At 71.5% G+C, this 21,018-nt stretch carries 22 protein-coding genes; 9 read left to right on the top strand and 13 right to left on the bottom strand.

Going from position 1 to position 21,018, the window contains the following annotated elements:
* Positions 1-105 precede the first annotated feature (105 nt).
* Together VA596_RS30915 and VA596_RS30920 are read right to left on the bottom strand one after the other, a co-directional pair.
* Complete coding sequence (locus tag VA596_RS30915) at positions 106-399, bottom strand: iron-sulfur cluster biosynthesis family protein (RefSeq protein WP_323331733.1); 294 nt, start codon at positions 397-399, stop codon at positions 106-108.
* An 82-nt stretch (positions 400-481) separates the two neighbouring features.
* Positions 482-892: a hypothetical protein gene (locus tag VA596_RS30920; RefSeq protein WP_323331734.1), complete on the bottom strand. Its 411-nt coding sequence runs from the start codon at positions 890-892 to the stop codon at positions 482-484.
* 148 nt (positions 893-1,040) lie between these two features.
* Here VA596_RS30920 and VA596_RS30925 point away from each other — a divergent pair, with 148 nt between their 5' ends.
* From VA596_RS30925 to shbA, 4 genes are all read left to right on the top strand, one after another.
* A complete protein-coding gene (locus VA596_RS30925) occupies positions 1,041-1,529 on the top strand; it encodes a GtrA family protein (protein WP_323331735.1) in 489 nt (162 codons plus the stop codon).
* An 11-nt stretch (positions 1,530-1,540) separates the two neighbouring features.
* On the top strand, positions 1,541-1,897 hold the full coding sequence (locus VA596_RS30930) for a YidH family protein (protein ID WP_323331736.1): 357 nt from the start codon (positions 1,541-1,543) through the stop codon (positions 1,895-1,897).
* Between the two features lie 352 nt (positions 1,898-2,249).
* The gene (locus tag VA596_RS30935; RefSeq protein ID WP_323331737.1) at positions 2,250-2,546 is read left to right on the top strand and encodes a DUF202 domain-containing protein; all 297 of its coding nucleotides are present in this window, start codon (positions 2,250-2,252) and stop codon (positions 2,544-2,546) included.
* 253 nt (positions 2,547-2,799) lie between these two features.
* Positions 2,800-3,453, top strand: coding sequence for an RNA polymerase sigma factor ShbA (gene shbA, locus VA596_RS30940; protein WP_323331738.1), 654 nt, complete (start codon positions 2,800-2,802; stop codon positions 3,451-3,453).
* A gap of 67 nt (positions 3,454-3,520) precedes the next feature.
* Here shbA and VA596_RS30945 read toward each other — a convergent pair whose 3' ends face one another.
* From VA596_RS30945 to VA596_RS30955, 3 genes are read right to left on the bottom strand one after another with little or no spacing between them, the layout of a single operon-like run.
* Positions 3,521-4,351, bottom strand: a complete 831-nt coding sequence (locus VA596_RS30945) for an amidohydrolase family protein (RefSeq protein ID WP_323331739.1) — start codon at positions 4,349-4,351, stop codon at positions 3,521-3,523.
* Positions 4,348-5,316: an aldo/keto reductase gene (locus VA596_RS30950; protein WP_323331740.1), complete on the bottom strand. Its 969-nt coding sequence runs from the start codon at positions 5,314-5,316 to the stop codon at positions 4,348-4,350. The genes VA596_RS30945 and VA596_RS30950 overlap by 4 nt, the downstream gene beginning before the upstream one ends.
* A gap of 4 nt (positions 5,317-5,320) precedes the next feature.
* Complete coding sequence (locus VA596_RS30955) at positions 5,321-5,659, bottom strand: L-rhamnose mutarotase (RefSeq protein ID WP_323331741.1); 339 nt, start codon at positions 5,657-5,659, stop codon at positions 5,321-5,323.
* Positions 5,660-5,740: 81 nt separating this feature from the next.
* On the opposite strand from VA596_RS30955, the gene VA596_RS30960 reads away from it, so the two are divergent.
* Positions 5,741-6,472: a FadR/GntR family transcriptional regulator gene (locus tag VA596_RS30960; RefSeq protein WP_323331742.1), complete on the top strand. Its 732-nt coding sequence runs from the start codon at positions 5,741-5,743 to the stop codon at positions 6,470-6,472.
* A gap of 28 nt (positions 6,473-6,500) precedes the next feature.
* Here the strand turns inward: VA596_RS30960 and VA596_RS30965 are convergent, their stop codons facing one another.
* Genes VA596_RS30965 through VA596_RS30990 form a run of 6 tightly spaced genes read right to left on the bottom strand, consistent with a single transcriptional unit; the run spans position 6,501 to position 12,979 of the window.
* Positions 6,501-7,514 carry an ABC transporter permease gene (locus VA596_RS30965; RefSeq protein ID WP_323331743.1) on the bottom strand — a complete coding sequence of 338 codons (1,014 nt, stop codon included), beginning with the start codon at positions 7,512-7,514 and terminating at the stop codon, positions 6,501-6,503.
* The gene (locus VA596_RS30970; RefSeq protein ID WP_323331744.1) at positions 7,511-9,007 is read right to left on the bottom strand and encodes a sugar ABC transporter ATP-binding protein; all 1,497 of its coding nucleotides are present in this window, start codon (positions 9,005-9,007) and stop codon (positions 7,511-7,513) included. Before VA596_RS30970 ends, VA596_RS30965 begins: the two co-directional genes overlap by 4 nt.
* A complete protein-coding gene (locus tag VA596_RS30975) occupies positions 9,004-10,038 on the bottom strand; it encodes a sugar ABC transporter substrate-binding protein (RefSeq protein WP_323331971.1) in 1,035 nt (344 codons plus the stop codon). The genes VA596_RS30970 and VA596_RS30975 overlap by 4 nt, the downstream gene beginning before the upstream one ends.
* A gap of 43 nt (positions 10,039-10,081) precedes the next feature.
* A complete protein-coding gene (locus tag VA596_RS30980) occupies positions 10,082-10,828 on the bottom strand; it encodes an SDR family NAD(P)-dependent oxidoreductase (RefSeq protein ID WP_323331745.1) in 747 nt (248 codons plus the stop codon).
* Positions 10,821-12,125 carry an enolase C-terminal domain-like protein gene (locus VA596_RS30985; RefSeq protein ID WP_323331746.1) on the bottom strand — a complete coding sequence of 435 codons (1,305 nt, stop codon included), beginning with the start codon at positions 12,123-12,125 and terminating at the stop codon, positions 10,821-10,823. The genes VA596_RS30980 and VA596_RS30985 overlap by 8 nt, the downstream gene beginning before the upstream one ends.
* A 2-nt stretch (positions 12,126-12,127) precedes the next feature.
* Positions 12,128-12,979 (bottom strand): fumarylacetoacetate hydrolase family protein, encoded by an 852-nt coding sequence (locus VA596_RS30990; RefSeq protein ID WP_323331747.1) that lies wholly within the window; start codon positions 12,977-12,979, stop codon positions 12,128-12,130.
* 202 nt (positions 12,980-13,181) lie between these two features.
* On the opposite strand from VA596_RS30990, the gene VA596_RS30995 reads away from it, so the two are divergent.
* On the top strand, positions 13,182-14,417 hold the full coding sequence (locus VA596_RS30995; RefSeq protein ID WP_323331748.1) for a multidrug effflux MFS transporter: 1,236 nt from the start codon (positions 13,182-13,184) through the stop codon (positions 14,415-14,417).
* Here the strand turns inward: VA596_RS30995 and VA596_RS31000 are convergent.
* Complete coding sequence (locus VA596_RS31000; RefSeq protein ID WP_323331749.1) at positions 14,386-15,609, bottom strand: NAD(P)/FAD-dependent oxidoreductase; 1,224 nt, start codon at positions 15,607-15,609, stop codon at positions 14,386-14,388. The genes VA596_RS30995 and VA596_RS31000 overlap by 32 nt on opposite strands.
* A gap of 202 nt (positions 15,610-15,811) precedes the next feature.
* Between VA596_RS31000 and VA596_RS31005 the strand changes: the two genes are divergently transcribed.
* The 3 genes from VA596_RS31005 (at position 15,812) to VA596_RS31015 (ending at position 20,224) form a co-directional block, all read left to right on the top strand.
* Positions 15,812-16,015, top strand: a complete 204-nt coding sequence (locus VA596_RS31005) for a hypothetical protein (protein ID WP_247062208.1) — start codon at positions 15,812-15,814, stop codon at positions 16,013-16,015.
* A 67-nt stretch (positions 16,016-16,082) separates the two neighbouring features.
* A complete protein-coding gene (locus tag VA596_RS31010) occupies positions 16,083-18,053 on the top strand; it encodes an SDR family oxidoreductase (protein WP_323331750.1) in 1,971 nt (656 codons plus the stop codon).
* Positions 18,054-18,427: 374 nt separating this feature from the next.
* The gene (locus tag VA596_RS31015) at positions 18,428-20,224 is read left to right on the top strand and encodes a hypothetical protein (protein ID WP_323331751.1); all 1,797 of its coding nucleotides are present in this window, start codon (positions 18,428-18,430) and stop codon (positions 20,222-20,224) included.
* On the opposite strand, the gene VA596_RS31020 is transcribed toward VA596_RS31015, so the two are convergent.
* Positions 20,225-20,896, bottom strand: coding sequence for a S1 family peptidase (locus VA596_RS31020; RefSeq protein WP_323331752.1), 672 nt, complete (start codon positions 20,894-20,896; stop codon positions 20,225-20,227).
* Between the last annotated feature and the right edge of the window lie 122 nt (positions 20,897-21,018).

Here is a 21,018-nt window from a genome sequence, read left to right on the forward strand (position 1 = left end):
AACGCGCCCGTGGTCAGACGCTGGCCCCGCCAGGCGGTCTGCCGCGGCTGGTCGTGAGTGGTGAGAAGGGTTCTAACCCTTCTCACCACTCACGACCGGGGCCGGTCAGCTCGTGTGCTGCGGCAGTACGGCGAACGCCACTCCGCCGGCGTCGTCCTCCTGGACGTCCAGCACCTTGTCGTCCAGGAGGGCTGCTGCCTGGGGTTCGAGGAACACCTTCGGTCCCTCGTCGGCGCCCAGCACGCTGTCACCCTCCGCGGGCTCCGGCGCCACGGACAACGCCAGCTGGGCGCTTTCGCCCTCGGCGTTCTTGACCGCCAGGCGGAGCCCGGCGTCTCCGTCGCCCTGGCTGGTCAGTGCGGTGATCGCCTCGGCGGCGGCTTCGGTCACGGTCAGCATCTTCGGCCTTCCCTTCGTCGCGGTCCGATGCACTCGGGGTCCCACGCTAAATGCGTCCGAACGGGCGCGCAGCGTGAGCGGATCAGCCCTGTCTCGCCTCGCGGATGGCGTCGGCCACCGAGCCGCCGGCGTAGTCCGCCCGCTCGCCCGGGTCCGGATCGGCGTGGCGGTGGGGCAGCTCGTCGTCCGGGGTCACCTGCTCGTAGTCCGCCGGCGCGTCCTCGACCGTCTCGTCGAGCTCGGCGGCCGGGGTCGCCGCGAGCGGGCGGTCCGGGATCGGGTCCGGCTCGGTGTCCGGTTCCTCCTCCGCGAGCCGCTGCTCGATCGGCTCGCCCTCGCGGACCTCCGCGGGAGTGGTGCCGTACCGGTCGGCGGCGCTCCAGTGCTCGGGCGGTTCGACGCCCTCCTCGAGCGGGTCGACGCGCAGCTCGTCCTCGTCCAGCGCCTCGCTGGGGCTCAGGCTTTCCGAATCGGCCGCGTCACGGTCACTCACTGGTTTCTCCCGGCGCGTAGTAAGTAGTCATCCCCCGCGACCTACCCGAGCCGCCGGAGGGCGAAACCCCGGCGGTGTCACCGGGATCACATTTCTTCAACGGGTTTAACATATTCACAAGTTTGTGAAGGCGGAGTAGCTTCGGATCATGGCCACCACCAGGTGCGCACCCGCCCACCGGCCGTTCGCGACCGACCCGGAACGCCACCACGAACTCGGCACGCACGCGGCGTGGTACGTCGTGGCCGGCATCGTGACAACCGGCGTCCAGGCCGTTCTGTTCCTCCTGCTGCGCGACCGGCTCGGCTCGCAGGTCGCGAACCTGGTCGCGATCGCGCTGACGACGGTCGGGAACACCGAGTTCCACCGCCGCGTCACCTTCGCCGGGCGGCGGAGCAACGCCGGGAAGCGGCACCTGCAGGACCTCCTCACCTTCGCCTTCTACGCCGGGTACGGCTCGGCCGTGCTGGCGATCCTCGACGCGGTCGTCGACCGGCCGACGTCGTGGGAGGAGACGGGCACGCTGCTGCTGTCCAGCCTGGTCGGCGGGTTCGTGCGGTTCGCGGTGCTGCGCTGGTGGGTGTTCGCGCACGGTGCGGACCGCGAGGAACAGGCCGAGGCCGCACACACCGGCTAGCGTCTGCGGGCGTGGCCCCGGAAGAAGAAATCAAGCCCCACTCGGGCGGCACCGAACCGGACTACCGCTTCACGCTGGCCAACGAACGGACGTTCCTGGCCTGGCTGCGGACCGCTCTCGGCCTGCTCGCGGGCGGCGTGGCGGTGCACCAGCTCGTCCCCAGCCCGGCCGGGGCGAGCGCAGTGCTGGCGGGCCTGTGCGTCGTGCTGGCGGCGGCCCTCGCGGCGAACGCCTACCCGCGCTGGCGACGGGTGCAGATCGCCATGCGGGCCGGCGAACCGCTGCCGCGGAGCCTGATGATCGTCGTGCTGACGGCGGGCTTGTTCCTCCTCATCGCGGCGGCGGCCGTCCTGCTGGTGCTGTCGTGACCGCCCGTTCCGTTCACCCGTCTGTGACGCCCGCCACACCGTTTGGTCACCGTCCGTGGCTGCCTCAAACACCAGTTTCCGCCTCCGGGACCCGGGTTCACGCTGTCGGTACTTCTACCGCCAAGGCGCTCCAGGAAACCGGATTATTGGAGATTCCCGACTACTCCGGTGCAGGCGCACGTGCAGGCGCACGTACCGACCGGTACGGCGCCGTCCCCGGCGGGCGTCCCGTGACCCTTCGGTTCGCGATGTCACCCGGGCCCACCGCCGCCGCGAGCGCCGCGTGGGGCGCGCCGGCCGCACACGGCCGGCCGGGCACCGCCTCCAGCCAGGCAATCGGGCCGGTTCGGCCGTGACGGCGCCCACCGGGGCCCAGGCCGAGCGGACCGGGCTCGCGTGGCGGCGAACAGCCTTGGCCTCCGCCGCTTGCACCATGTTGCTGCTCCACATGGCCGCACAACGGCACTGGGGAGCCGCCCTGATCCCCGTTTTGCTCTCCGCGGGGACGTCCGCGCTGCTCGCCGTGGTCGGCGCGTCCCGCGAACGGGCCCTGCGGATCGCCGAACCGGCGGCCATGCCCCGGCTGCTTCCGGCCGTGGTGTCGCTCGCCGTCACCGCGACCTCCACTTCCGTGTTCATCCTCCACTGAAGGGTGAACTCGGCACATCCTGAAAGCGATTAATCGCAATGTGAGGCGTCTGGTCGCGGTTGCATCACGGTCGCTCCTGCGAACGGGGTATTGGTGGTTGAAATCTGGACTGATGCCCCGGGAGGTGCTTACGATTACCCAGCGTCGCACGGAGCGCAGGACGGGTCGGGTCTCCCGGAGTACCTGCGATCACACCGTTACGGAGAGTTGAACCCCCGGCAGCGACGGTCGAGGGTCGGCCGGGGAGACGACCATGACAGCACCGCCGAGGACCACCGAGGATTCCGCCACGGAGGTTCGCGATTACCGCACACCGGAGTCCTTGCCCCGGCCCGGCGGGCGGTTGACGAAGGAAGACCTCGACCCGCTCGTGAAGGACGCGGGCGAGGGCAACCCCGCCGCCGTCCACACGCTGCTCAAGATGATCGAGCCGGTGGTGGTGCGCTACTGCCGCGCCCGGATGGGCGGGCGTGACCTCTCCTACCTGTCGGCCGACGACGTCGCCCAGGAAGTGTGCCTCGCGGTGCTCAAGGCCCTCCCGGACTACCAGGACCGCGGCGGCTCCTTCCTCTACCTCGTGCACGCCATCGCGGCTAACAAGGTCGCCGACGCCTACCGCGCCGTGGCCCGCGACCGCTCCGAGCCCGTTCCCGAGCTCCCCGAGCGCCCGCTGGTCGGCAACGAGCCGGAAACCCGCGCCCTCTCCCTCGACCTCGGTGCCCGCCTGGGCCGGCTGCTCGCCACGCTGCCCCGGGTGCAGCAGGAGATCCTGACCCTGCGCATCGCCGTCGGCCTGTCCGCGACGGAGACGTCCGAGGCACTCGGCATCTCCCCCGGCAACGTGCGCGTCACGCAGCACCGCGCGCTCACCCGCCTGCGCGGCATGATCCGCGACGACGAGTTCTGACCTTTCGCACCGGCGGGCGGGGAACCTCTCTTACCCCCTGGGGGACGTTCCCCGCCCGCGTCCAAAATCAGCTCAGTCCGTAGACGCTCCGGGCGTTGTGCTCGAAGAACGCCAGTCGCTCGGGGTCCGAGAGCGAGCCCGTGAGCGAAACCGCCGCGTCCAGGACGACCTCGTACGCCGCCGCCAGCTCGCACACCGGCCAGTCGGAGCCGAACAGCAGCCGTGCCGGGCCGAACGCGTCCAGCACGTGGTCGACGTAGCGGCGCAGGTGCCCGACCTCCCAGCCGGACCAGTCCGCCGCAGTGACCAGGCCGGAGAGCTTGCACACGACGTTCTCGCGCTCGGCGAGCGCGGCGACCGCGGACGCCCACGGCTCCCACTCCCCCGCCGCGATCGGCGGTTTCGCCGCGTGGTCCAGGACCAGCCGCAGCCCGGGCAGCCGCAGCGCCACCTCGCCGGCCGCCGCGAGCTGCGCCGGCCGCACCAGCAGGTCGTACACCAGTCCCGCGTCGGCGACCGCGCTCAGCCCCGCCACGATCTCCGGGCGCAGCAGCCAGTCGTCGTCCCGCTCCTCCTCGACCTGGTGCCGGATCCCCACCAGCGGCCCCCGCTCGCGCAACGCCGCCAGCCGGTCCGCGACGTCCGGGGCCCGCAGGTCGACCCAGCCGACGACCCCGGCGATCACCGGCTCGGCCTTCGCCGTCGCGAGGAACTCCTCGGTCTCCTCCTGCTCGGACACCGTCTGGACCAGCACGGTCGCGTGCACCCCGGCCGCCTTCGTCACCGCGCGCAGGTCGTCGACGGTGTAGGGACGGCGGATCGGGTCCATCGCGGCACCCGCCATCCACGGGTACTCGCGCCGCGACGGGTCCCAGAGGTGGTGGTGCGCGTCGATCATGCGACTCCTTCGGCGATGACGACGTCGGCGCGCAGCAACCCGGCGTCGACGAGTTCGGTCCACAGCTGCGGTGGCACGACGGCCCGGGCCCGCCGCGCGTTCACGCTCACCTGCCCCGGATCATGCGCGCCGACGACGACCGACGCCACCGCGGGATGGGCCATCGGCATGGCCAGCGCGGCCTCCGGCAGCTCGACGCCGTGTTTCGCGCAGATCTTCGCGATCCGGCTCGCCCGCTCGACCAGCTCGGCCGGCGCCTCGGCGTAGTCGTAGACGCTGCCGGGTTCCGCGGTGGCCAGGATGCCGCCGTTGAACGCGCCGCCGACCACCACCGTGACGCCGCGCTCGGCGCACAGCGGCAGCAGCTCGTCCAGCGCGGGCTGGTCGAGCAGCGTGTAGCGGCCGGCCACCAGCACGACGTCGAGGTCGGTGCGGCGGACGAACTCCCCCAGCATCGGCGCCTGGTTCATCCCGGCGCCGAACGCGCCGATCACGCCCTGCTCCCGCAGCTCGCGCAACGCCGGGAAGGCGCCGCGCAGGGCCTCCTCGAAGTGGTCGTCCGGGTCGTGGACGTAGACGACGTCGATCCGGTCCAGGCCGAGCCTGGTGAGGCTGTCTTCGAACGACCGCAGGACGCCGTCGCGGCTGAAGTCCCAGCGGCGCTTGTAGGCGGCCGGGACGGCGAAGCCCTCGTCGTCCTTCTCACCGGCGCCGCCCGGGTTCGGCTCCAGCACGCGGCCGACCTTCGTGGACAGCACGTACTCGTCGCGCGGGTGCTCGCGCAGGGCCGCACCGAGGCGAGTTTCGGACAGGCCGAGGCCGTAGTGGGGCGCGGTGTCGAAGTAGCGGACGCCCTCGTCCCACGCGCGCCGCACGGTCGCGGCCGCCGTCTCGTCGGTGATCGCGTGGTACAGGTTGCCCAGCTGCGCGCAGCCGAGACCGAGCGGGGACAGGGAGAGGTTCACGCGGTCACTCCTTCACCGGCAGTTCCCAGACCAGCCCGATGCCGGTGTCGTCGCCGGAGTAGTCGTCCTCGACGGCCAGCAGCTCGGCCATCCGGGCCTGCCACGGGACGTTCGCGGGGTGGTCCCGCAGGGCCGCCCGCATCGCCGCGTAGTCGTCGACTTCGAGGACGTGGAACAGGTCGAGACCGTTACGCCAGATCCGCCAGGTGCGGACGCCGGCCTCGCGCAGCGCGACGTCCAGCTCGGGCGGGATCACGGCGTGGACGGACTCGTAGTCGGCTTCCCGGCCCGGTTTGAGCCGGGTGTGGAGAGCCACTCTTTGCGGTGCGGGCTGGTGGGTCATGACCACTCCTTCGCCGGGACATGGCACGCTGGGGAGTAACACCCAAACATCCGAGGTCTGTTGCAGGGAAGGGCGGACACGATGCCCGTCACCGATGTCGCGATCGACAAGATCAAGGACATGATCATCTCCGGCGAGCTGGCGCCCGGCGACCGGCTGCCGAAGGAGGCCGAGCTGGCCCAGCGGCTCGGGCTTTCACGCAGCTCCCTGCGGGAGGCCGTCAAGGCGTTGTGCCTGATCCGGGTGCTCGACGTGCGCCAGGGCGACGGCACGTACGTCACCAGCCTCGAGCCGAACCTGCTGCTCGACGCCATGACGTTCGTGGTCGACTTCCACCGCGACGACACCGTGCTCGACTTCCTCGCGGTGCGGCGGATCCTCGAGCCGGCCGCGACCGCGCTGGCCGCGCTGCACATGAGTGACGACGACATCGCGGAGCTAGGCACCCTGCTCGGGGAGCTGGCCGACTCGCCGACCGTCGAGGCCCTCGTCGCCAACGACCTCCAGTTCCACCGCAAGATCGCCGACGGCTCCGGCAACCCGGTGCTCTGCTCGCTGCTCGACAGCCTCTCCGGGCCGACCGCCCGGGCCCGGATCTGGCGCGGCCTCACCCAGGAGGGCGCGGTCGCGAAGACCCGGGAACAGCACTCGGCGATCTACGAGGCCATCGCGGCCCGCGAGCCGGAACTGGCGCGCTCGTGGGCGACCGTGCACGTCGCGGGCGTGGAGCAGTGGCTGCGCAACGCACTGGGCACGGCCGACGACCCGACGGTGCCCGACTCGGACGCCGAGCCGGCCGCGGAAGCCTCCTGACAGTGATCCGATGATCACGGGCTGACCATCAGGTCTGGGGCTTTCCGCCCGCGTACCGGGCGATGATCAGGGCGACCAGGATGATGGCGCCGTAGATGGCCCCCTGCCACTCCGCCGTGACGTGCGCGTAGTTGAGCAGGCTGGACACCGACGACAGCAGCAGAACGCCGGTGAGGGCACCGACCAGCGTGCCCTTGCCGCCGTCCAGCGAGACGCCGCCGATCACCGCGGCCGCGAAGACCTGCAGGATCAGCCCGGAACCCTGGTTGGCGCCCAAAGCGCCGACGTAACCGGTGTAAGCGAGCCCGCCGATCGCCGCGAGGATCCCGGCGACGACGAACACCGCCCACGCGATCCGGTCGACCCGCACGCCGGCCGCCCGCGCGGCTTCGCGGTTGCCGCCGATCGCGTACAGCGCGCGGCCGACGCGGTGGTAGCGCAGCACCCAGCCGGCGACCGCGAACAGCACCGCCGCCAGCCACACCGACATCGGCAGCCCGGCGAACGTCGTGGTCGCCAGGTTCGTGAACGAGTCCGGCAGGTTGAACAGCGTCTTGCCCTTGGTCGAGCCGACCTGCACCCCGCGCAGCACGGTGAGCATCGCCAGCGTCACGATGAAGGCGTTCAGCTTCAGCTTCACGATCAGGAAGCCGTTGACGAACCCGACGAGCGCCCCGCACAGCGGGATCACCAGCAGGCCGACGGCGGCCGGCAGTTCGACGCCGAAGCCGGCCGACGCCGCCGGGATGACCACCATCGCGCCGAGCGCGGGCGCGAGACCCATGGTGGATTCCAGCGACAGGTCGAACTTCCCGGTGATCAGCACCAGCGACTCGCCCAGCACGACCAGCGACAGTGCCGCCGACGCCGTCAGGATGCTGACGATGTTGTTCCAGCCGACGAACGTGTCGTCGACCAGGCCGCCGATGACGAACACCACGACGAGCGCGGGCAGCAGCGCGAGTTCACGCAGCCAGACGGCTTTCCGGCGCCGGGGAGGCGCGGGCAGCTCCGTCTGCGGATCGGTCATCACGTCGGTCACGAAAGCTCGACTCCTTCGATGTCGGCCACGAGGTCGCCGTCGGACCACCCGGCCTGGTGCTCGGCGACCACGGCCCCGGCGCGCAGCACCAGGACCCGGTCGCTCAGGCGCAGGTCGTCCAGCTCGTCGCTGACGATCAGCACCGCCTTGCCCTCGGCGCGCACCCGGTCGACGACCGCGAGCAGCGCCTCCTTCGACTTCACGTCCACGCCGGCCGTCGGGTTGATCAGCACCACGACCCGCGGGTCGCTGGCCAGGGCCCGCGCGAGGACGACCTTCTGCTGGTTGCCGCCGGACAAGTCGGACACCGGCTGCTCGGCGCTCGCGGCGACGATGCCGTAGTCCGCCAAGGCCTGAGACGCCTTGGTGAAGCGCGTCTTCGGCGACGCGATCCCGCCGCGGCCCATCTTGTCCAAGATGGACAGTGTGGTGTTGTCCATGATCGGGTGCTCCAGCACCAGGCCTTCGTGGTGCCGGTCGCGCGGCACGCAGCCGATCCCGGCCCTCAGCGCCGCCGGGATGTCGCCGGGCCGCAACGGCTTGCCCTCGACCCGGACCGAGCCGGCCGACGGCGCCCGCAGTCCGTAGACGGTCTCGGCGACCTGGTGCTTCCCGCTGGCGTTGCTGCCCGCGAGCCCGACCACCTCACCCTGGCGCAGCCGGAAGGAGACGTCGTGGAAGCCGGTGCCCGACAGGCCCTCGACCTGCAGGATCTCTGCCGCGTCCGCCTCCAGGGCGTCCCGCGTGGCGGCGTCGCGGACGGACAGGCCGCCGGGTTCGCCGGTCATCGCGTCGACCAGCTCGGCCCGGCCGACCTCGGCCACCGGGGCGGTCAGCACGTGCTTCGCGTCGCGCAGCACCGTGACCGCCTGGCAGACCTCGTACACCTCGTGCAGGTGGTGCGAGATGAACAGGAACGTCACGCCGCCCGCCTGCATCTGGCGCATCCGTTCGAAGAGCCGCTCGATGGCCTGGCTGTCCAGCTGCGCGGTCGGCTCGTCGAGCACGATGAACCGGGCGCCGTAGGACAGCGCGCGGGCGATCTCGACGAACTGCCGGTCCTCGACCGACAGCTCGCCGGCCGGGGTGTCGACGTCGACGTGCACGTCCCACGACCCGAGCAGCTCTTCGGCCTGCCGCCGCAGCTTCTTCCAGCCGATCGAGAACCCGCCCCCGGCCTGCCGGTTGAGGAACAGGTTCTCGGCCACCGTGAGCTGCGGGACGACCATCGCGTGCTGGTAGACGCAGGCCACCCGCGCCTTCCAGTCGTCCTGCCTGGTCAGGGGCGGGGCCGGCTCGCCGCCGAACTCGACGTGCCCGGTGTCCGTGGCGGACAGGCCGGTCAGGATCGAGACGAGGGTCGACTTGCCGGCCCCGTTGCGCCCGACGAGCGCGTGCGACTCACCGGGGTTCACTTCCAGGCTGACGTCGTGCAGCGCCACGGTCGGGCCGTAGCGCTTCCCGACGCCGCGGGCGCTGACGACGGGGCTCACAGGTTGTTCCCCCACAGGGCCTTGTCGTCCACGTTCGCCTTGGTGATGACGGGCGCGGGCAGCTGGTCCTCGAGGATGCCGGGGCTGATCTCGACGATGGTGCTGCCGTGGTCGGTCGGGCCCGGCTTGAACGTCTCGCCCGCCATGGCCTTCTTCAGCCAGTACAGGCCGTACTTCGCGTACGCGTCGGCCGGCTGGGAAACCGTGGCGTTCAGCTCGCCGGCCCGGATCGCGGCCAGCTCCTGCGGGATGCCGTCGTTGGACACGAGCACGATGTGCTTCGGGTCGCCGACCGGGAAGGAGAGGTTCTTGCGCTTGAGGGCCTGCTCGGTCGGGGCGAGGTAGACGCCGCCGGCCTGCATGTAGACGCCCTTGATGTCCGGGTTCGCCGTCAGCATGCTGTCCAGGCCGGAGGACGCCTTGTCGGCCTTCCACTCGGCCGGGATGTCCAGCACCTGGATGCCCGGGTACTTCTGCGCCATGCAGGCCTTGAAGGCCTCCGAGCGGTCACGGCCGTTGACCGAGGCGAGGTCACCCTGGATCTGCACGACCTTGCCGGACTTGACCTTCTCGCCGATCGCGTCGCACGCCTTGGTGCCGTAGGCCTTGTTGTCGGCCCGCACCACCATGGCGACCTTGCCGCTCTCGGGGGCGACGTCGACCGCGACCACCGGCACGCCCTTGTTCTCCGCCTGCTTGAGCCCGGCGACGATCGCCGCGGAGTCCAGCGGCGTCACGACCAGGCCCTTGACGCCCTGGTTGAGGAAGGTGCCGATGTCGGTGATCAGCTTCGCCGGGTCGCTGTCGGCGTTGACCGTCGGGAGGACGTCGACGCCCTCGGACTTGGCCATCTGCGGGACGTAGTTGTTGTAGGCCTGCCAGAACGGCGAGGTCAGCAGCGGCAGGGTCGCGCCGACCTTGCCACCGGTGTCCCCTCCGCCCGCGGCGGGCGCCGACGCGTTGTCCTTAGTGGACCCGCAGGCGGCCAGCACCAGGCCGCAGACGGCGGCCGTGGCGGCCACCTGGATCACCCTGTTAAGCACCGCATCCTCCTTGATGACAGCGAAAAAAGTCTTACTGGGGTTGCACTGGGCCGCGCGGGCGCAGGCCGTACATGCCACCGTCGACCGCGAGCGCGGTGCCGGTGGTCGAAGCGGAAAGCGGGCTGGCGAGGTAGACGATGGCGTTCGCCACCTCGTCGGCGGTGACCAGGCGGCCCATCGGCTGGCGGGCGGCCAGCGCCGCGCGTTCGGCCGCCGGGTCGCCCGCGGAGTCGAGCAGCCGGCCCACCCAGGGGGTGTCCGCCGTGCCCGGGCACACGCAGTTGACGCGGATCCGGTCGGGCAGGTGGTCGGTCGCCATGGCCAGGGTCAGCGAGAGCACCGCACCCTTGGTGGCCGAGTAGAGCGCGCGGCTGGGCAGTCCGGCCCAGGCCGCGATGGAGCAGGTGTTGACGATCGCCGCGGACGGCGAGTTCTTCAGGTGCGGCAGGGCGGCCCGGGCGAGCCGGACCATGCCGACGACGTTGACGTCGAACACGCGGTGCCACTCGTCGTCGCCGTTGGCGGTGACGTCGCCCTGCGCGCCGATGCCGGCGTTGTTGACGAGGATGTCCAGGCGCCCGAAGCGTTCCACGACGGCGTCGATCGCGGTGCGGACTTCGTCGTCCGAAGAGACGTCACAGCGGAAGCCGTCGTCACCCGGTTTCAAGTCGAGGACCGCCACCTGCGCACCACGTTCGGCCAGCTGTGTTGCGGTAGCCAGGCCGATCCCCGAGGCGCCTCCGGTGACGGCGGCCACCAGGCCCTCGAATTCACTCACTTGCGGTCTCCGTCCACTCGGGACCGTCCGGGAAGCGGAACCGGCGCAGCGTGGCGTCGTGCATGCGCGCGGAAAACCCGGGGGCGGTCGGGGCGAGGTACCGGCCGCGCTGCACGACGGCCGGGTCGGTGAAGTGCTCGTGCAGGTGGTCGACCCACTCGATGCTGCGGTCGGCGTCGGTGGCCGAAACCGCGACGAAGTCGAACAGCGACAGGTGCCGCACCAGCTCGCAGAGCCCGACCCCGCCGGCGTGCGGGCACACCGGCACACCGAACTTGGCGGCCAGCAAAAGGATCGCCAGGTTCTCGTTGAACCCGCCGACGCGGGCGGCGTCCAGCTGCAGCACCGAGATCGCGTTCGCCTGCAGCAACTGCTTGAACATCACGCGGTTCTGGACGTGCTCACCGGTGGCCACGCGGATCGGCGCAAGCGCTTTCGCGATGGCGGCGTGCCCGAGGATGTCGTCCGGTGACGTCGGTTCCTCGATCCAGTACGGGTCGTACGGCGCGAGCGCGGTCATCCAGGTGACGGCGTCCGAGACGTCCCAGCGCTGGTTGGCGTCGACGGCGATCCGGATGTCGTCACCGACGGTCTCACGAGCCAGTTTCATCCGGCGGACGTCGTCGTCGACGTTGCCGCCGACCTTGAGCTTGATCATGTCGAAGCCGTCCGCGACGGCCTGTTCGGACAGCCGGACCAGCTTCGCGTCGGCGTACCCGAGCCAGCCGGGAGACGTGCTGTAGGCGCGGTAGCCGTGGGCTTCCAGCTGCGCGGTGCGCTCGGCGCGACCGGGTTCGGCGGCCCGCAGGATGTCGAGAGCCTCGGCCTCGGTGAGCGCGTCGGACAGGTACCGGAAGTCGACCAGGCTGACCAATTCCTCTGGGGTCATCCGGGCCGCGAACTTCCAGACGGGCAGCGCGGCGCGGCGCGCGGCGAGGTCCCACGCGGCGTTGACCACCGCGCCGACGGCCATGTGCGCGACCCCCTTTTCCGGGCCCAGCCAGCGGAACTGCGAGTCGCCGACGAGCGTGCGCGACAGGTCGCCGAGCGCCGCCGCGTCCTCCGGGACGTCCCGGCCGACGACGTGCGGCGCGAGCGCGCGGATCGCGGCGGCCTGGACGTCGTTGCCGCGGCCGATGGTGAACGCGAGGCCGTAGCCGTCCGGGCCGCCGTCGGTGTGCAGCACGACGTAGGCCGCGGAGTAGTCCGGGTCGGGGTTCATCGCGTCCGAGCCGTCCAGCTCCCGCGACGTCGGGAACCGGACGTCGAGGACCTCCATGCCGATGATCTTCGCCATGGTCAGGCCTGCCTCGCGGTCTGGCGCTGCCGGCCGAGTCCGTCGATCTCCAGCTCGATCACGTCGCCGTCGCGCAGGTACGGCTTCGGGTCGGGCCGGCCGAGCGCGACGCCTTCGGGCGTGCCGGTGTTGATCAGGTCGCCGGGGCGCAGCACCATCACCTGGCTCAGGTGGTGGATGATCTCGGCCACGGAGAAGATCATGTCCTTGGTGCTCGAGTCCTGCTTCTTCTCGCCGTTGACCCACAGCCGCAGGCCGAGGTCCTGCGGGTCGGGCACTGCGGCCGCCGGCACCAGCGCCGGGCCGAGCGGGTTGAAGTTCTCGCAGGACTTGCCCTTGTCCCACTGGGCGGTGCTGAACTGCAGCGCCCGCTCGGAAACGTCGTTCGAGACGACGTACCCGGCGACGTAATCCAGGGCTTCGTCAACGTTGTCGAGGTAGCGGGCGGTCCTGCCGATGACGACGCCGAGCTCGACCTCCCAGTCGGTGCTGACCGACCCGCGCGGGATCAGGACGTCGTCACCCGGGCCGACCACGACGTCCGGCGCCTTCATGAAGACGACGGGCTCGGTCGGCGGCGTCGCGCCGGTCTCCTCGGCGTGGCGGCGGTAGTTCATCCCGATGCAGACGACCTTGCCGGGCTGGGCGATCGGCGAGCCGACGCGCAGGCCCGTCACGTCTTCCTCCGGCAGCTCCCCGGCGGCGAGGGCGGCGGCCACGCGGGCGACGCCGCCGGCAGCGAGGAACCCGCCGTCGACGTCGGCGGTCAAGCCGCTCAGCCCGTAGGTCACGCCGTTGTCGGCGCGGACGTACGGACGCTCACTACCCGGCTCTCCGAGACGTACAAGCTGCACGGATGTTCCCTTCACCAGCACGACCAGACATCCGATGTATATCGCAGACAGGGCCGTCGATCCAGAGCCCTTGCGTAATCGACGCGAAATTGGTCGGATCAGTGTCGCTTGAGGACACGTTCGAGCACGGGGTGTCACCACTCACAGGCGGAATAGCCCTGGTCACTGCATCGCTGCTCCGGTGAGTGACTCGAGGAGGCCGATGACCACCGCAGCGGAACCTACCGCGCCCACCCGGCGCGCGCAGCTGAAGTTCGTCCTGATCCTGGGCGGGCTCTCGGCGTTCGGGCCCCTGTCCATCGACATGTACCTGCCGGCGCTGCCGCAGATGGCGGGCGACCTGCACGCCGCGGACACGACGGTGCAGCTGACGCTCAGCGCGTTCATCGTCGGCCTCGCGCTGGGCCAGCTGGTGCTCGGCCCGCTGTCGGATGCCCTCGGCCGCCGCGGGCCGCTGCTCGTGGGGCTGGTCCTGTACGTCCTCGGCTCGGTGCTGTGCGCGGTCAGCCCGGACGCGTGGCTGCTGGTCGCCGCCCGGGGCATCCAGTCGCTGGGAGCCGCCGCGGGCATCGTGATCGCCCGCGCCGCGGTGCGCGACCTGTTCTCCGGCACCGCGATGACGAAGTTCTTCTCGACGCTGATGCTGGTCAGCGGCCTGGCCCCGATCCTCGCTCCGCTGATCGGCGGCCAGCTGCTGAACTGGACGTCGTGGCGCGGGGTGTTCGTCGTGCTGACGGGGTTCGGGGCGCTGCTGCTGGCGGTGGTGGCGTTCTTCCTGCCGGAGCCACTGCCGGCTTCCCGCCGCTCACCGGCGCGGCTGGGCCGGGTGATGAAGACGTACGGGCGGCTGGTGGTGGACCGGACGTTCGCGGGTTACGCGCTGGCGTCCGGCCTGCTGTTCGCGTCGATGTTCGCCTACATCTCGGGGTCGTCGTTCGCGCTGCAGGGTGTGTACGGGTTGAGCCCGCAGGCGTACAGCGTGGTGTTCGGCGCCAACGGCGTCGGCATCGTGCTGGCGGGTCAGCTGAACGGCCGCTTGGTGGGCCGGATCCCCGAACGCACGCTGCTGCGCGCAGGTTTGCTTCTCGGCGCTTTCGGCGGCGTCTCCGTGCTGGTGTCGGCGTGGGCGCACCTGCCGCTGGCCGCGCTGCTGGTGTCGTTGTTCCTGCTGGTGTCGAGCATCGGCCTGGTCATGCCGAACGCAAGCTCCCTGGCCCTGGCCGAACACGCCCGCTCCGCGGGCGCGGCGTCGGCGCTGCTGGGGGTGCTGCAGTTCGTGGTGGGCGGAGTGGCGACGCCGTTGGTGGGGCTGGGCGGGCCAGGAACGGCGGTGCCGATGGCGGCGACCATCGCGGGGTTCGCTTTGCTGGCGTTGGTGGCTTTCCTGACCCTGACCCGGCCTCCGGTCAGGCCAGTGACGCCAGATCTGCCGTCTTGAGCTGCTCCGCCGTCACCTTCGTGCGGCCGTCCACCAGCGCCGACAGAGCATCCCCGTCGTCCCACATGTTCACGTTCATTGCTGCCGATACCTCGCCGTCGCGGAGCCAGAATGCGGTGAACTCCCGCGACCCGAGGTCTCCCCGCACCACCAGCTCGTCCGCCGCCGGGTCCGCCAAGCCCCGGTACTCGCAGCCCAAGTCGTACTGGTCCGTGAAGAAGTACGGTGTCGCGAGGTAGGGCTCGTTCTCCCCCAGCAGGTTCTGCGCCACGTGCGTGCCCTGGTCCTTCGCGTTCTGCCAGTGCTCCACGCGGATGCGGCGGCCGTAGCGCGGGTGGAAGTGGGCCGCGATGTCGCCCACCGCGTAGACGTCCGGGGCCGCCGTGCGCAAACCCGCGTCCACCGCGACGCCGCCGTCGTCCGACAGTTCCAGGCCCGCCGCGTGGGCCAGCTCGACCCGCGGGGCCGCGCCGACCGCCACCAGGACCACGTCCGCCTGCAGCTCGTCGCCGTTGCCCAGCTTGACGCCGCGGACGCCGTCCGGGCCGCCGGTGATCTCCGTGACCTGCTCGCCCAGGCGCCAGTGGACGCCGTTTTCGGTGTGCAGGTCCCGGAACACCCCGCCGATCGTCTCGCCGATGACCGTCGACAGCGGCACCGCGACCGGGTCCACCACCGTGACGTCCGCGTCGTGCGAGCGCGCGGCCGCGGCGGCTTCCGAGCCGATCCAGCCGGCGCCGATCACGACCACCCGTTCCGCCTCGGCGAACGCCGAGCGCAGCTTGAGCGAGTCGTCGAGGCTGCGCAGCGTATACAGGCCCGGCAGGTCGCCGCCGGGCACCGGCAGGGACTTCGGGCGCGAGCCGGTGGCCAGCACGAGCCGGTCGTAGCGGTGCTCGCCGCCCGCGTCGTCCAGCACCAGCCGCGCGCCCAGCTCGACGCGGGTCGCGGTGACGCCGGGGGTGAACCGGATGTCCTTCTCCGCGTAGAACTTCTCGTCGTGCACCCAATCGGGTTCGTCCGTGGTGCCGAGCAGCACGCCCTTCGACAGCGGCGGCAGCTCGTACGGCCGGTGCGGATCCGACCCCATGAGCAGGACTTCGCCGGGATAACCGCGTTCGCGCAACGCGGCCGCGGCGGACGCACCGCCCAGGCCCGCTCCGACGACGACGATCTTCCGCGGCTCCGACATCCTGACCTCCACCGGCGACAGCAATCCTGGCGCGAACCTACTCCCGAACCCGCCGCGCCACATCCCGGTACGCCGGAACCTCTCGTTCCGCAAGGGAAAACTCGCGAGTAGGCAAATCGGGTGAACCGGCGTCATGGCCCCGTGGCGGGCCCATCCCACCCCCGCACGAAGCAGAACGACGAGGGAATCGGAGGCGGCGACCATGAGTCGGGGCGAATGGTCGGTCACCTGCCGGGATCTGGCCGGCAGGCGCAGGGACGTGACGGTGTTCGTCAGCAACGACAAGGTGGTGCTCGTCGCGCCACCGGGCGAGGCGGCGGTGCTCGGGCCGCTGGACGTCGGACGGCTGCGGGCCGCCCTGCGTGACGCCATCGTGGCGACCGCCGACGACAAGGTGGAAACCTGACAACTACCGTTCCTACTTTTCAGTAGGTTAGAGTCGGCCCCACGACGACGAGCGCAAGGGACCGGCCATGACCACCTACTTCGTGACGGGCGCGACGGGTTTTCTCGGGAAACGCCTGGTCGCCCGGCTGCTGCGGCGGCCGGAGACGTCCGCCGTGTACGCACTCGTGCGGGAGACCTCCCGGGAGCGGCTGGCCGTGCTCGCGGAGGGCACGACCAAGCTGCACCCGGTCGTCGGCGACCTGACCGAGCCGCGGCTCGGCGTCGACGCCGCCGGGCTGCCGCGCCTGGACCACGTGGTGCACCTCGCCGCGGTCTACGACTTCACCGCGGACGAGGAGGCCAACCGGCGCGCCAACGTCGAGGGCACCCGGCACCTGCTCGCCTTCGCCGCGGCGGCCGAGGCCGGGCTCGTGCACCACGTCTCCTCGATCGCCGTCGCGGGTGACCACGCCGGGCGCTTCACCGAGGCCGACTTCGACCTCGGCCAGCGCTTCGGCTCGCCGTACCACGCGACGAAGTTCCAGGCCGAGAAGCTCGTCCGCGAGCAGTCCCTGCCCTACCGCGTCTACCGGCCCTCGGCGGTCGTCGGCGACTCGCGCACCGGCGAGATGGACAAGATCGACGGCCCGTACTACTTCCTGCCCGCGATCTCGCGGCTGGCGGCGCTGCCCCGGCGTCTCCCGCTGGCCGCGCCCGACCTCGGCGCGACCAACCTGGTGCCGGTCGACTACGTCGTCGAGGCGATGGAGTTCCTGATGCACCGGGACGCGCCGTCCGGGGCGACCTACCACCTCGCCGCCGCGCGCCCGCAGTCGCTGAACTCCGTCTACAACGCCTTCGCGCGCGTCGCGGGCGGGCCGACGGTCCGGGCCGTGCTGCCCGCGAGGCCGTCGAACGTGCTGCGCCGCGCGGGGACCCGGCTCGCGCACGCGGCCGCCGCCGGGATCGACCGCGTGCCCGGCGGGCGGGCGACCCGGGCCGCCGTCCTCGAAGAGCTGGGCGTCCCGCTCGAAGTCCTGCCGCACCTGAGCACCGAGGTCGTCTTCGACACCGCGCGCACGACGACGGCGCTCTTCGGCAGCGGCATCCAGCTCCCGGAACTACGCGACTACGCGGCCCCGCTCCACCGCTACTGGCGGGCGCACCTCGACCCCGACCGCGCTCGCCGCACCCACGGCCTGGCCGGGCGGACGGTGCTGGTCACCGGCTCGTCGTCCGGCATCGGCCGGGCCACCGCCCTCGCCGTGGCGCGCAAGGGCGCGAAGGTGATCCTCGTGGCCCGGCGCGCCGACGAGCTCGACGACGTCCGCGGCGAGATCACGGCCGCCGGCGGCGTCGCGGCGGCGTACCCGTGCGACCTCACCGACGGCGACGCGGTCGACGCGCTGGTCAAGGACGTGCTGAGCGACCACGGCGCGGTCGACATGCTGGTCAACAACGCCGGCCGGTCGATCCGGCGCTCGGTTTCGCTGTCCACGGAACGGTTCCACGACTACGAGCGCACGATGGCCGTCAACTACTTCGGCCCGGTCCGGCTGATCCTCGGGCTGCTGCCGTCGATGTCCGAGCGGCGCTTCGGCCACGTCGTCAACGTCACCACCATGGGCCTGCAGACCGACACCCCGCGCTTCTCGGCGTACCTGGCGTCGAAGGCGGCGCTGGAGGAGTTCGGGCTGGCCGCCGGGCGCGAGACGCTCTCGGACGGCGTCACCTTCACGTCCGTGCGGATGCCGCTGGTGCGGACGCCGATGATCGCGCCGACCGGCTACCGCGGGATCCCGTCCAGCAGCCCGGAACGCGCGGCCGGGCTCGTCGTGAAGGCGCTCGAAGAGCGTCCCGCGATCCTCAGCCTCCCCGAAGGGCGGGCGGCCGAGCTGGCCACGCTCGTCGCCCCGCGGCTCTCCCGCTTCGCCGCGCACCTCGCCTACAGCGCGACGCGGGAGTCGGCACCCGAGGCGCGCGGGCTGCCGAACCGGCCCGCGCCGGCGGCCGTCGTGGCGGCGCTGACCCGCGTTATCTGGCGCAGTCGTGCTTGATCCGTGCGAATTCCGGCAAAACCCTGGCCACCACGGCGACGGTACTTCTACCCTCGCGCGAGTCTCGTCCACCAGGACGAGCGTGAACTGGGGAGTTCGCCATGCCGGAATCCAGCACTCAGCACCTTGCCGCAGCCGCGGACCAAACGGCCGCAATCGGCACCGCCCGCTCCACGATCGGGTGACACTCACCAAGTCCGTGAAGGCCACCTCGGGGGACTCTGAGTCCCTTGAGGTGGCCTTCACGGCGTTCGGGCCGGCGTCGCCCCAGGCCGGGCGGACCGGGCGGGCCCGGTGGTGCGGTTCATCCCGGTGACGACCACGGCCGCTACCATCGCTTCCCGGGTGTGATCGGGAGCGGAAGGCGGGCGGGCGTGGACGTGGCGAGTCCTGTGCGCGCCACCGCCGCCCCGGAACCCGCTCCCCCGGCGCGGTCCCGGCCGCTGCTGCGCTGGAGCGTGCACGCCTGCTGGGTCGTGCTGCTCGCGCTGGCCACCGAACTGCGCGTCGGCCGCTTCGGCTTCCACCCCTCCGACCAGGGCTTCATCCTCGCCCAGGCGTGGCGGGTGCTGCAGGGGGAAGTGCCCCACGCCGAGATCATCTCCGCGCGCCCGCTCGGGTCCGCGGTGCTGCACGTCGTCGACTTCGCGCTGCCGATGCCGCTGTTCTTCGGGTCGAGCTTCCTCTCCATGATCGAGATCATCGTGGCGACCATCGCCTTCGCCGCGCTGGTCACCCGCCGCCGCGTGCTGGCCTGGGGTCCGGGCATGACGGCCATGGTCGCGGCCGCGTCGCTGATCAACCTCAACGCGTTCCCGCTGATGGCCTGGCACACGGTCGACGGCATCGCGCTCACCGCGTGCGGCGCCTGGGCCCTGGACGCGGGCCTGCGCAGCGACCACGCGCTCGCCCGGCGCGGCGGCCTGGCGCTGCTCGGCTGCGCGGTGTTCGTCAAGCAGAGCTTCGCGCTCGCCGCGGTGATCGGCGTCTTCTGGCTGCTGCTGCACCCGTCGACCCGGGCCGGTGCGCTGCGGACGGCACGCTGGTGGCGCCGCCTGGTCCTCGACCTCCTGGCTCTCGGCGCGCCCGGGCTGGCGTACGTGGCCTGGGTGAGCCTCGGCGGCGGGTTCTCGGAGATGGTCGAGCAGCTCACCGGCGGCGTGCCCGCGTACGGCGAACGGCTGCTCGGGCTGTGGCTGGACGATCCGGAGGTGCTGACCCGGGCGCCGGTGCGGGAACTGAGCTTCTTCGCGGCGATCTCGGTGGTGCTGCTCGCGGTCCGGCTGCCGGGCGACCGGCTCGGCGCGGCCGGGCGCGCGGCGTCCTGGGTGCTGGTGCTGGGCGGCGCGACGGCCGTGGTCCTGACCGTGGTCGACGGCCGGTTCACCGGCTCGTCGCGCTGGGCGGACGTGCTGTGGTGGATCGTCGCGCTGAGCGTGCTGGTCAACGCGGCCGTGACGCGGAAGGTGCCGTGGGCCGGGCTGCTGGTGCTCGCGACCGGCTTCATGACGAGCCTGTCGTGGGGCAACGACACCCCGACGCTGCTCACCGGCACGCTCGCGCTGACGACGTTGCTGCTGCTGAGCGCCGTCGTCCCGCCGCGGCCCCGGCTGGCCCGGCGCTGGGTGACCGCGACGGCCGGCCTGACGGCGGTGGCGGTGTGCGGCTGGGTCGTCGTCGCGCGGCACGACCAGGCGGCCTACCTCGACCTCAGCCACGACAAGCTGACCGAGGACCTCGGCGCGGTGACCCCGGCGATGAGCGGGATCCGCACCAACCCTTCGACGTTCCGGTACGTCCAGCAGATCCGCGACTGCCTGGCGGAGTTCCCGGCCGGCCGGACGGCGATCCTGCCGGACAGCTCGTTCGCCTACCCCGCGTTCGGCCTGCGCAACCCGTTCCCGCTGGAGTGGCCGCTGCCGCTGGAGATCGTCGGCGACGCCCCGCAGCGCATGCTCGACGAGGCCGGCGACCTCAACCGCGAAGGCGACTACCTGGTGCTGTTCCAGACGGACTCGATCCGGCAGCTCGCGACCGGCGGCCCGGTGCCCGCCCAGATCCCGCTGGACACACCGGTGTTCGACTACCTCGGGCTGGAGAAGGCGATCCAGGCGAAGCTCACCGGGCAAGCGGTGACCTGCGGCAGCTTCGTCGGGAAGTACGCGCGCTGATCAGCCTTCGTTGATCTGCTGGTGGATCCAGTTCGCGACGACGTCGACCCGGGCGATCACCTCGAGGCCGGGCTGGGGGCACGCCGGGCCGTCGTTGACGATCGCCACGAGGGTGCCGGTGCGATCGTCGTCCGAGGTGAAGAACGGGCCGCCCGAGTCGTCCTTGCACGGGCTGTTCTCGACGGTCCGCGTCACGACCGGCGCGGCTTCGAGGGTGGTCTGCCGGATCTTCGCGACGGTGAAGTTCCCGCGCTTGAGGTGATCCGACGGCGCGACGACGGTGGCCGACACCGAACCCCAGCCGGCGAACTTGAGCGGCTGCCCCTTCGACGGCGGCTCGTCCGCCAGCTTCAGCGGGGTGATGCCGGTGATCGGCTTGCTCAGCTTGACCACGGCGAGGTCGTTGAGCGCGGACTGCCGGACGTCGATGACCTCCGCGGACTCGCCGCCGGTGTCGCTGTCCTTGAGCTTCCCGAGCGTCACGGTCATGTGGTAGCGCGGCTTGCCCCCGACCCGGACGTCGTTGACGTCGTGGAAGCAGTGTCCGGCGGTCACGACCCACTCGGGATCGACGAGCGAGCCGCTGCACGCACCGCTGCGCACGGTGCCGTCCGGGACCGGAATGTCCTGGGAAGTCAGCTTCGCGTTGAACGGAATCACCGGATCGGGCACCGGACGACTGAGCACCGGAGTCGTCGGGCTACTCGCCGTAGTACTGCTTTGAGTGACGGCAATGTGACGTGGCGCATCGGCGCTCGCGATCAGCGACGCGCCGAAAGTGGTGTATGCGCAGG

The organism is Amycolatopsis heterodermiae (genome assembly GCF_034929455.1).
GTDB classification, from domain to species: domain Bacteria; phylum Actinomycetota; class Actinomycetes; order Mycobacteriales; family Pseudonocardiaceae; genus Amycolatopsis; species Amycolatopsis heterodermiae.

Bases quoted from the DNA above. Each gene is read 5' to 3' on its own strand.
- VA596_RS31005 (WP_247062208.1), top strand. From the start codon at position 15,812: ATGAGTCGGGGCGAATGGTCGGTCACCTGCCGGGATCTGGCCGGCAGG.
- VA596_RS31000 (WP_323331749.1), bottom strand. From the start codon at position 15,609: ATGTCGGAGCCGCGGAAGATCGTCGTCGTCGGAGCGGGCCTGGGCGGT.
- VA596_RS30960 (WP_323331742.1), top strand. From the start codon at position 5,741: ATGCCCGTCACCGATGTCGCGATCGACAAGATCAAGGACATGATCATC.
- VA596_RS30955 (WP_323331741.1), bottom strand. From the start codon at position 5,659: ATGACCCACCAGCCCGCACCGCAAAGAGTGGCTCTCCACACCCGGCTC.
- VA596_RS30945 (WP_323331739.1), bottom strand. From the start codon at position 4,351: ATGATCGACGCGCACCACCACCTCTGGGACCCGTCGCGGCGCGAGTAC.
- VA596_RS31010 (WP_323331750.1), top strand. From the start codon at position 16,083: ATGACCACCTACTTCGTGACGGGCGCGACGGGTTTTCTCGGGAAACGC.
- VA596_RS30995 (WP_323331748.1), top strand. From the start codon at position 13,182: ATGACCACCGCAGCGGAACCTACCGCGCCCACCCGGCGCGCGCAGCTG.
- VA596_RS30915 (WP_323331733.1), bottom strand. From the start codon at position 399: ATGCTGACCGTGACCGAAGCCGCCGCCGAGGCGATCACCGCACTGACC.
- VA596_RS30985 (WP_323331746.1), bottom strand. From the start codon at position 12,125: ATGGCGAAGATCATCGGCATGGAGGTCCTCGACGTCCGGTTCCCGACG.
- shbA (WP_323331738.1), top strand. From the start codon at position 2,800: ATGACAGCACCGCCGAGGACCACCGAGGATTCCGCCACGGAGGTTCGC.
- VA596_RS30925 (WP_323331735.1), top strand. From the start codon at position 1,041: ATGGCCACCACCAGGTGCGCACCCGCCCACCGGCCGTTCGCGACCGAC.